We start from the raw sequence: 8,647 nt of genomic DNA, 5'->3' as shown, positions 1-8,647 counted from the left end.
GCGTTTTTTTGTTGGACAATCGGCTCGAACGATTGTCCGTGATTGCCCATCTCATTCGAAAGTGACTAATGTCAGTCGAGATCACAGCGGTTTACCAAGGTCAACTTCATTGCGAAGCGACTCACGGGCCGAGCGGCACCAAATTGGTCACCGACGCTCCCACGGACAATGGAGGTCGAGGCTCCTCGTTTTCGCCGTCCGACTTGGTTGCGACCGCTTTGGGAACCTGCGTGATGACAATCATGGGATTGGTTGCTGATCGACACGAGCTGGACTTGAGTGGGACCACCATTCGCGTCGAAAAGGAAATGGCGAGCACCCCCGTTCGGCGAATCGCGAGCCTGAAAACGAAGGTCACATTCCCAGCTGGGTTGGATTTGCAACCTGAGATGCGAGATCGACTGGTCGCCGCGGCGAGGAAGTGCCCCGTTCATCAAAGTTTGCATCCAGACATTGATGCACCAATCGACTTTGTCGACCTAGATTGACAGGCACGGTCTGGTTTCACTCCATCGCTCGGATCATACTGCTGCCACCCGCTTGTCCCGTTTCTCTTGTTTTGACCGATTTCTTTCATGAACCGCAGTGACATCGTGATCACCGGCGTCGGCGTGGTCTCATCAATCGGCTTGGGGCGGGAAGCCTTCACGGAATCTCTGCTGAACGCGGCCAGTGGCGTCATCGAACTGGTCGACTCCACCGTTGGCGATCGAAACGCGACGGCACGATACAAGTTTGTTCAGGGATCCGAGGGCGATACAACGCAAGAGTCGCCAGTGGAAATCGGAGCACCGATCACCGGCTTTGATCCGAAGCTCTTCGTCAAACCGCGAAAAGCTTTGAAGGTGATGTGTCGCGAAATTCAAACATCGTTCGCAGCTTCGCAAATGGCAATTGAGGATGCTGGACTGTCATCGCTGTTGCCAGCCGAGCCTGCTGACCAAGCCAAAATTTCCGGTCGCATCGTGGTCGATCGGATCGGTACCGTCTTTGGCAGCGAAATGTTGTACGGCGATCCCGAAGAATTGGCGGATGCCTTTGCCGCTTGCAAAACCGAAGACAACGAAATCGATCGATCGAAGTTTGGCAACGCTGCGATGCGTTCGATCACTCCGCTGTGGATGCTGAAATACCTTCCCAACATGCCCGCGTGTCATGTGGGCATTGCGGTCAATTCTCACGGACCCAACAACACTCTGACGGTCGGCGATGTGTCCGGCCCCAATGCGGTATTGGAAGCGTGTGGTTACCTGCGACGTGGAATCGCGGACATCATGGTCGCCGCGGCGGCCGGTTCGCGAATGAATACGACGCGAACCATGTTCACTGAAGATCAGCCACTCACCGGTGCGTCGGAACAAGTGGAACGAAGCAGCCGACCTCACGCGAAAGACGCCAAGGGAATCGTGCGTGGCGAAGGAGCGGCTTGTGTCATTTTGGAAACCGCCGAATCCGCTGAACAGGGAAACCGCAAACCAATCGCGAAGGTTGTGGGAATGGCATCGCGATTCGTCCCCTCAGCCGCTTTCGCGGAGGGCAGATTCACCAGTTCGTCCGAAGAGAATGCTGGTCGGGGTTCGGCCGCCGCCATCGAAGCCGCTATCGCGGGCGCATTGTCTGACGCTGGACTGACCGCCGATGACATCGGATTGGTCGTCGGCCACGGGATGGGTGACCCGGTCATTGATGCTCAAGAAGCCGAAGCGATTGCGAAAGCTCTGCCGGGTATTCCGGTGACTCTGCCGATTGGGTTGTTGGGTCACACCGGTGCAGCGACAGGAATGCTGGGACTGACCGCCGCGGTGGTTGCGGCTCAGCAAGGCACGGCACCGCCCGTCGCACACGCGTCGGATTGTCCAGACACGCTGAATATCGTTGAGAAATCGGTGCCGCTCAAGCGACCTCACGTGATTGCCCTGTCGCATACCTCTCACGGATCGGCGACAGCGGTCATCGTTTCCGCGACTTGAGGAAAAATGCATCCGTCGTTGTGATTTCGACAAACGGGTCACGCGTCGACTTCTGATCAGGACTTGAGACCATTCTTCAAACTTTCTGGTCGCGTCCAATGGATCCCAGCCGAAGTCAACTCAGACAGACGCGTGAGGCGGTCCTCGCGTCATATCGGACAAGCCACGGCATGTTCGTTCCTGTGCATCCTCCCAATGCCAATCTGAGCGACGCGATGACAAAGAAACGATTTGATTCCATTTTGATGATTGCGGTGGCCGTGCTCGGCTTCGCATCGGTGACCTGGTCGGCATCCTCGGCCCAGGCTGTCGACGGTACCGAGCTGACCAGTCGCAAAGCGATCTGGGCTCCATTGTTGCCCACCTACCAAGGCGACTCAGGCGATTCCGTTGGCTTCCTGACCGACATTCGCGGACACCATCGCTTTGAGGGCTATCGAACCAGCGTGGAAGGCAATTTCACCTACGCCGTTTCTGACAACACAGAAATGTATGGCTTCGATGCGATCATGCGTGACACGTGGACATTCGGCGTTCACGATCTGTCCGCCGGTACTGGTTACAGCCAAATGGAATGGAAACAAGAGATTGGCGACAACGAGCTGGACAACTCGTATCGCGGTGCCCTGGTCGTCGCTGGTTGGGAAACAGTGTTCGGTCGTCGTCCAGTTTGGGTCGACTTGCGTTTGGGGCTGTATGATCTCGATGGCAAGTACGTTGGCAACGATGGTGTGACCACCGGAACGAACAACAAGTTCACCACGACGTTCGGTGTTGACGTCAAACATGACATCACCGTGTGCGGAATCCCTGGTCGAACCGTTCTCGGAATCGACTACCTCAGCGATTACGCAACTTGGGATGGAGCCAACATGGGCTTCGATGATGCGGTCGTGCTGAAGGCCGGCTTCGAGTTGCTGCTCTACTAGAGCCAACAACGCCGACGCGATTCATCATCGAGACAACCTGAATCACATCGGACAAAACAATCAAACGATCAAGAGCGTGTGCGAATCATTTCGCACACGCTCTTTCTTCATGAATACCGCGAGCTGTTTCAAAGAAGCTCATCCCGGCTACTCGCCCGAGTCGGTTTTCGTCTCAGTCAGACGATACAAGTCCAGGCGTCGATCGTTCCAATTTTGAACGCTGCCTTGTTCACGATGTCGACGCAGCAACTCAAGATCGACGTCGTAGATCACAACGGTCTCGATATTTGGGTTGGCCTCCGCCCCAATCCCTTCACGAGCGAACGTCACATCCAACGGCGTCAGCACGGCTGATTGAGCGTAGTGGATGTCCGCGTTCTCGCAGAACGGCAGATTGCCCGTGCAACCGGCGATCGCGACATACACGTGATTTTCGACGCAACGGGCAGCGGCGCAGGTGCGAACTCGCATGTAGCCATGTCGGTTGTCGGTGTTGAATGGCACGAAAATGATCTGGGCTCCCTTCTCCACCGCGAGACGCGAGAGTTCAGGAAACTCAATGTCATAGCAAACCTGGATGCAGATCGGCCCGCAGTCCGTTTGAAGGACTTCGATCCCAGGGCCGCCTGCGACGCCCCACCATTTACGTTCGCTCGGCGTGATGTGCAGCTTATACTGCTTGTCGATTCTGCCGTCCCGGTGGAACAAGAATGCGACGTTGTATAGTTTTTCGTCTTCGATCACGAAGTGCGAACCACCGACAATGTTGGTGTCGAATTTCACCGCCAAGTGACTGAACAACTCCAAATACTGCGGCGTGTACTCAGCCAACGTTCGAGCGGCTTGTCCCGGCCGTTCGTTCGGCAAAAAGGAAAGCAACTGCGTGGTGAATAATTCTGGGAACAACAGAAAGTCACATTTGTAGTCGCCGGCCACATCCACGAAATAGCGAGCCTGCTGAGCGAACTCTTCAAAGTCCTTCACCGCTCGCATTTGGTACTGAACGGAGCCAATTCGCACCGGCCGAACCGTCCGGCGGAACCGCCGTTTTCCAGCCGAGACATAATCCAGGTTCCTCCATTCCAAGAACGTCGCGTAACCGCAGCTTTGCAAATCAGTCGGCAAGTAGTTTGGGATCAAACCTTGCAGCGAAAAACCGTTCGCAATTTGAGCTGTCAGAACTGGATCAAAGAACGTTTTATCGATGACGCGGTCGATATACTCGGACGCCTTCATCTCCTCCGCGTGCAAGTGATAGCCGGGAATACGGCCGCCGACGATCATCTGCTCGATGTTTCGCGAACGACAAAGCTCTTTTCGAGCATCGTAAAGTCGCCGAGACAGTCGCATCCCGCGAAAATCGGAATGCACCATGATCTCGATGCCATACAACGTGTCGCCGGTCGGCTGATGGTTTCGAATGAAACCGCTGTCGGCGATCTTCTTGTAATCGTGCCATTCCAGGTCATCGTCGTAGTGCAACAGCAAGCTACTGCTGCTGGCGACCAGCTTGCCGTCACACTCGATGACGATCTGCCCTTCTGGAAAATGTGCCAACTGGCTTTCGACCTGCTCCTTCGTCCATGGTTGCATGTCTGGGAAGCACGCCTTTTGCATGGCAACCATCGAGTCATAGTCCTCGATGCGCATGTTCCGAAGAATCAGCTCACGTTCAAAATTGGAAACATCAAAGTCAGGTGTGGGTGTCGACATAAAGGCCAGTCAAAGAACCGAAGAGGAGATAACGACTCAACAACGAACCGTGCAATTGTCCTGCCACGGAACCACAGCAGATCCACGAACTATTTCGTCCGCGTCGACAAATACGTGTAGCCACTGAGTGCGCGTTCGTACGCCGCAACCGTCTCGCCTGCTTGTTGATGATCGATGTGCCCGTTTCCAATCGCGGATTCCACCGACTCTTGCAGGTTCTCGATCAACTCTCGATCTTCGTATTGGACGTAACCCAACACTTCTGAGACCGTGTCGCCTTTGACGATCGAACGGACTTTGGTCACGCCATCTTCGATGTCCACGTGCACGGCATGCGTGTCACCAAACAGGTTGTGCAAATCACCCAAGATCTCCTGGTAAGCACCGACCATGAAGACCGCCAACTGATACGGTTCACCGGACTTCAGCGGATGAAGCATCAGAGTCCGTTGACGTCCGCCGCCGCATACAAACGCGTCGACCTTGCCATCGCTGTCGCATGTGATATCGCCTAAAACAGCGTGCCGCGTTGGCTTCTCCAGCAAACGATGGATCGGCATGATCGGGAACAACTGGTCAATCGCCCAGGAATCAGGCATCGATTGAAACAACGAAAAATTCGCGAAGTAGATGTCTGACAACATCCGATCGAGATGCTTCAAATCATCGGGACGATCCTTCATCGATTCCGCCAACTCACGGACTCGGTGGCAAATCGCAAAGTACAAATTCTCCGCCGCGACGCGTTGTTCCAATGGCAAGTAGCCACCGCTGAACAGGTTCATGCACAAATCCAGTGCCACCTGCGCATCGTGAAATGTTTCCATCATGTTGGCCTGCGTCATGTTGACGTAGCCCACCCACAAGTCATGCACCGGTTGCTCGTACGATTCCGGTGGACCTTCCATTTCAGAAGTTTCGATCGCGCCCACGGAATCCATTTCGATCCCGCCGTGATCGGGCGAGACCGGTTCGCCTTCGACTTTGGCCCATGCCGGCAAGTTGGCAACGCCTTGAGATGTCACTCCCAATGTTTCCATCACCAACACGCTGTGGTGAGCAGCGACGGCGCGACCTGATTCCGAAATCAATTCCGGGTGCGGGACACCCGCTTCGTCGCACACCGTTTGAGTGTGGTAAACGACGTCGTTGGCGTATTCCTGCATCGTGTAGTTCATGCTCGATTCGCTGTCGCTGCGCGAACCGTCATAGTCGACTCCGAGTCCACCGCCCACGTCGAGGTAACGCATTCCGGCACCTCGGCGAACCAAGTCGACATAGATTCGAGCTGCTTCCAAGATGGCCGATTTGAGCTGACGAATGTTTCCGATCTGACTGCCGACATGAAAGTGCAGCAACTGAAGGCAATCGCCCATGTCCATCGCGATCAAACGATCCAATTGAGCCAACAGTTCGGCGACGGTGAGACCGAACTTGCTGCGGTATCCACCGCTCGCTTGCCAGCGTCCACTTCCGCGAGTCGCCAGTTTGACTCGCATCCCGATCGTCGGACGCACGCCGATGTCCTTCGCGACGTCCAAAATCAAATCCAGCTCACTGACCTTTTCGACGACGGGCAGAACGTTTCGGCCCAATCGCTGTGCGAGCAATGCCAACCGAATGAATTCTTCGTCTTTAAATCCGTTGCAAACGACCGGCACGTTGGAATCGCCCATCGCCACGGCAGCAACCAACTCCGGCTTGCTCCCCGCTTCGATGCCAAACCCCAACCGGGCGCCTTCGCTGACAATCTGCTGGACCACTTCGCGTTGCTGGTTGACTTTGATTGGAAAGACGCAGCGATAGCGGCTTTGATACTTGTGATCATGAATCGCGTTTTTGAAACAACGATCGAGCTCGCGCAGTCGATCACGCAAAATCCCGTTGAAACGCAGCAGAATCGGAAGGTCCAGGTTCCGCTGCCCTAAACGGTCAACCAACTCTTTCAAGTCGATGCTTTGGGACGGATCCCGATCGGGTGAAACCAGCACTGTGCCGGCGTCAGAGATCGAAAAGTATCCAGCGCCCCAGCGGTCGATGTCGTAAATATCGGACGCGTCGCTGCGAGTCCATTTGGGATCCAAAACCGAGCTCACCCAGAATTCCATGTGAAAGAGGTTTGCGTTTGAAACGTCAGATTCAGAATTGCACCTCTTTCACGCCTCTTGCACCAGTGGGCAACTTCCCAGTTACGGTAATTTCTGTGATCGGATAGCGTCCTGGTACCCAAAACTGGCTGCTCTTGGTCGCAAAAGCCGCCTGACGCAGCACCAACGTTTCTCCCACCGCGAGCGGTTTGTCCTGGTACAGAAAGTACTGTCCATTCAGGTTCATCGTGATATTGGGGATCTCGAAATCAGCTTCGTTGGTGACGACAACCACATCGTCCATCAACTGCGAGTTGCCCTCGACGGTCATCAGCGGACGTCGGTCGATCAGGATCTCGACTGGCAATTCATGCTCGCTCGCCTTTCCAAAGATCACCGCGTAAATACTGAGCCCAAACAGCGGGACAAAACAAACCGTCGCGAGAGCAATGAACAACCCGCGGGTGGAAAGCTGGGGTGTCGGCGCGATCGACCGCGGTGGCTCATGGACTGCCTGATTGCTATCAGGCTCAGGAACGGTTGTCGCGTTGCTGTTGGTTGAAGAATCAGACATGAAGACGTATCAGCGAAAACAAAGCAGACGTAGGAAGTGTCAACGATTTTGTGGCGTGATTTCGATTCGGGCGCCGGTGCGAACAACGTATCAGTGTCATCGCAATGAAACGCGACGCCTTTTCACTGAGCGCCGAACCAGCCCGAAGCATCAAACGCTGGCCACGGGAAATTCCCACCCGAATGAATCCCGGGGGTGCTCAAGTGTTGTGCCAGATCAAGGGGCCCGACTTGTCCAACAGGACCTCCTCCTTGCGTTTCCCGGCACTGACCAAGATCAATCCGATCCCGTGCTCGGTAGCATACGCTTCTGCGTCGTCTTTTCCCATGACAAACAAAGCCGTTGAAAGGGCATCCGCGTCCACCGCGTGAGTCGTCGTCAGCGTCAACGACAGCCACTGGCCAGCCGGGTACCCCGTCCGTGGATCAATGACATGCCCGTATCGTTTGCCTTGATGATGGAAAAACTGTTTCCCACTTCCACTGGTCGACAACGCCTCGTCGCGAAGCCAAAGTCCGCCCATGCGTTTCCCCGGTCGGGTCGGATGAGAGACGCCAACCAGCCATCCCTTGGGGCGTTCTGCGTCATCATCAAGCTCATCCTCTTCTGGCTCCGCCACTGGTTGTTGATCGCCCGCCGCCAGAACGCTGCTGTGCCCAGCATGGACGAGAAAGTCACGCATGCCTTCGGCCCGCAACGCTGCGGCAAGAACATCGATCGCGTGCCCTTTGCCGATCGCCCCCATGTTCAGCGACATGCCCTCGACGGCGAATCTTGCAGTGCGACTTTCAACATCCAAAATTAGGTGCTTCCAACCAACGCGTGCGCGAGCCGATTCGATCTCGTCCGGTTTTGGCTTTCGACCTTCACGCTTGGTGAACCCCCAAGTCTCCACGAGAGGTCCTGCCGTGATGTCGAATGCTCCCTGGGTGCGTTCAGCGAGGGCGTTTGCTTTCTGCAGGAGCTCGAACGTGGCGGGCTTCAAATGAACAGGCTTTTCATACGCCAACGCATTGACGCGAGCGATTTCGCTGTCGCCCCGATAGACCGTCAGCGAATTCTCGATCTCTTCAATCGCTTCCAAGTGACGCAGCACCGCATCAGCGGCCGACCGATTGCCCACACGTTGATTCTCGTCCGGCACCAGCACCACAAAGTCGCACGCCATCGCACGATGCTTCAATTCCAACAATGCAACTTCCCACAAAAGCTTGGTGTATTCAGTGAGGCGGGCGAGGAAGACTACAGAGCGTCATAGCCTTTCCACATTGAACACGGTTTCAATGTTGAGTCCGGATGGCCGATGAGACGCTCTCAGTCGACGAACTGCTCCCGCATGGCCGGCGATGCAGTCCCGCCAGCACATGATACGTC

Annotated in this window: 7 protein-coding genes; 3 read left to right on the top strand and 4 right to left on the bottom strand. The window is 55.4% G+C overall.

What is annotated here, in order from left to right:
- Positions 1-68 precede the first annotated feature (68 nt).
- The 3 genes from RE6C_RS12670 to RE6C_RS12660 all read left to right on the top strand — a co-directional run bounded on the left by RE6C_RS12670 (position 69) and on the right by RE6C_RS12660 (position 2,899).
- Positions 69-488, top strand: a complete 420-nt coding sequence (locus tag RE6C_RS12670; protein ID WP_008657073.1) for an OsmC family protein — start codon at positions 69-71, stop codon at positions 486-488.
- 87 nt (positions 489-575) lie between these two features.
- Positions 576-1,970: a beta-ketoacyl-[acyl-carrier-protein] synthase family protein gene (locus RE6C_RS12665; RefSeq protein ID WP_008657072.1), complete on the top strand. Its 1,395-nt coding sequence runs from the start codon at positions 576-578 to the stop codon at positions 1,968-1,970.
- Positions 1,971-2,140: 170 nt separating this feature from the next.
- Entirely contained in the window at positions 2,141-2,899 is a 759-nt protein-coding gene (locus RE6C_RS12660) for a hypothetical protein (protein WP_008657071.1), read from the top strand.
- 147 nt (positions 2,900-3,046) lie between these two features.
- Here RE6C_RS12660 and RE6C_RS12655 read toward each other — a convergent pair whose 3' ends face one another.
- From RE6C_RS12655 to RE6C_RS12640, 4 genes are all read right to left on the bottom strand, one after another.
- Entirely contained in the window at positions 3,047-4,612 is a 1,566-nt protein-coding gene (locus RE6C_RS12655; protein WP_008657070.1) for a bifunctional GNAT family N-acetyltransferase/carbon-nitrogen hydrolase family protein, read from the bottom strand.
- An 89-nt stretch (positions 4,613-4,701) separates the two neighbouring features.
- Positions 4,702-6,708 (bottom strand): biosynthetic arginine decarboxylase, encoded by a 2,007-nt coding sequence (speA, locus tag RE6C_RS12650; RefSeq protein WP_037252186.1) that lies wholly within the window; start codon positions 6,706-6,708, stop codon positions 4,702-4,704.
- 43 nt (positions 6,709-6,751) lie between these two features.
- Positions 6,752-7,273, bottom strand: coding sequence for a hypothetical protein (locus RE6C_RS12645; protein WP_008657068.1), 522 nt, complete (start codon positions 7,271-7,273; stop codon positions 6,752-6,754).
- A 199-nt stretch (positions 7,274-7,472) separates the two neighbouring features.
- Positions 7,473-8,480, bottom strand: a complete 1,008-nt coding sequence (locus RE6C_RS12640) for an FAD:protein FMN transferase (protein ID WP_008657067.1) — start codon at positions 8,478-8,480, stop codon at positions 7,473-7,475.
- Positions 8,481-8,647: the final 167 nt, after the last annotated feature.

This window comes from Rhodopirellula europaea 6C (genome assembly GCF_000338295.1).
Taxonomy (GTDB): Bacteria; Planctomycetota; Planctomycetia; order Pirellulales; family Pirellulaceae; genus Rhodopirellula; species Rhodopirellula europaea.
The sequence above is the reverse complement of the archived record's forward strand: the minus strand, read 5'-3'. Positions and strand labels throughout refer to the sequence as shown.

What these genes read in the sequence shown, in the direction of transcription:
- RE6C_RS12655 (WP_008657070.1), bottom strand. Translation starts at nt 4,612, where the DNA reads ATGTCGACACCCACACCTGACTTTGATGTTTCCAATTTTGAACGTGAG.
- RE6C_RS12670 (WP_008657073.1), top strand. Translation starts at nt 69, where the DNA reads ATGTCAGTCGAGATCACAGCGGTTTACCAAGGTCAACTTCATTGCGAA.
- RE6C_RS12660 (WP_008657071.1), top strand. Translation starts at nt 2,141, where the DNA reads ATGTTCGTTCCTGTGCATCCTCCCAATGCCAATCTGAGCGACGCGATG.
- RE6C_RS12645 (WP_008657068.1), bottom strand. Translation starts at nt 7,273, where the DNA reads ATGTCTGATTCTTCAACCAACAGCAACGCGACAACCGTTCCTGAGCCT.
- RE6C_RS12665 (WP_008657072.1), top strand. Translation starts at nt 576, where the DNA reads ATGAACCGCAGTGACATCGTGATCACCGGCGTCGGCGTGGTCTCATCA.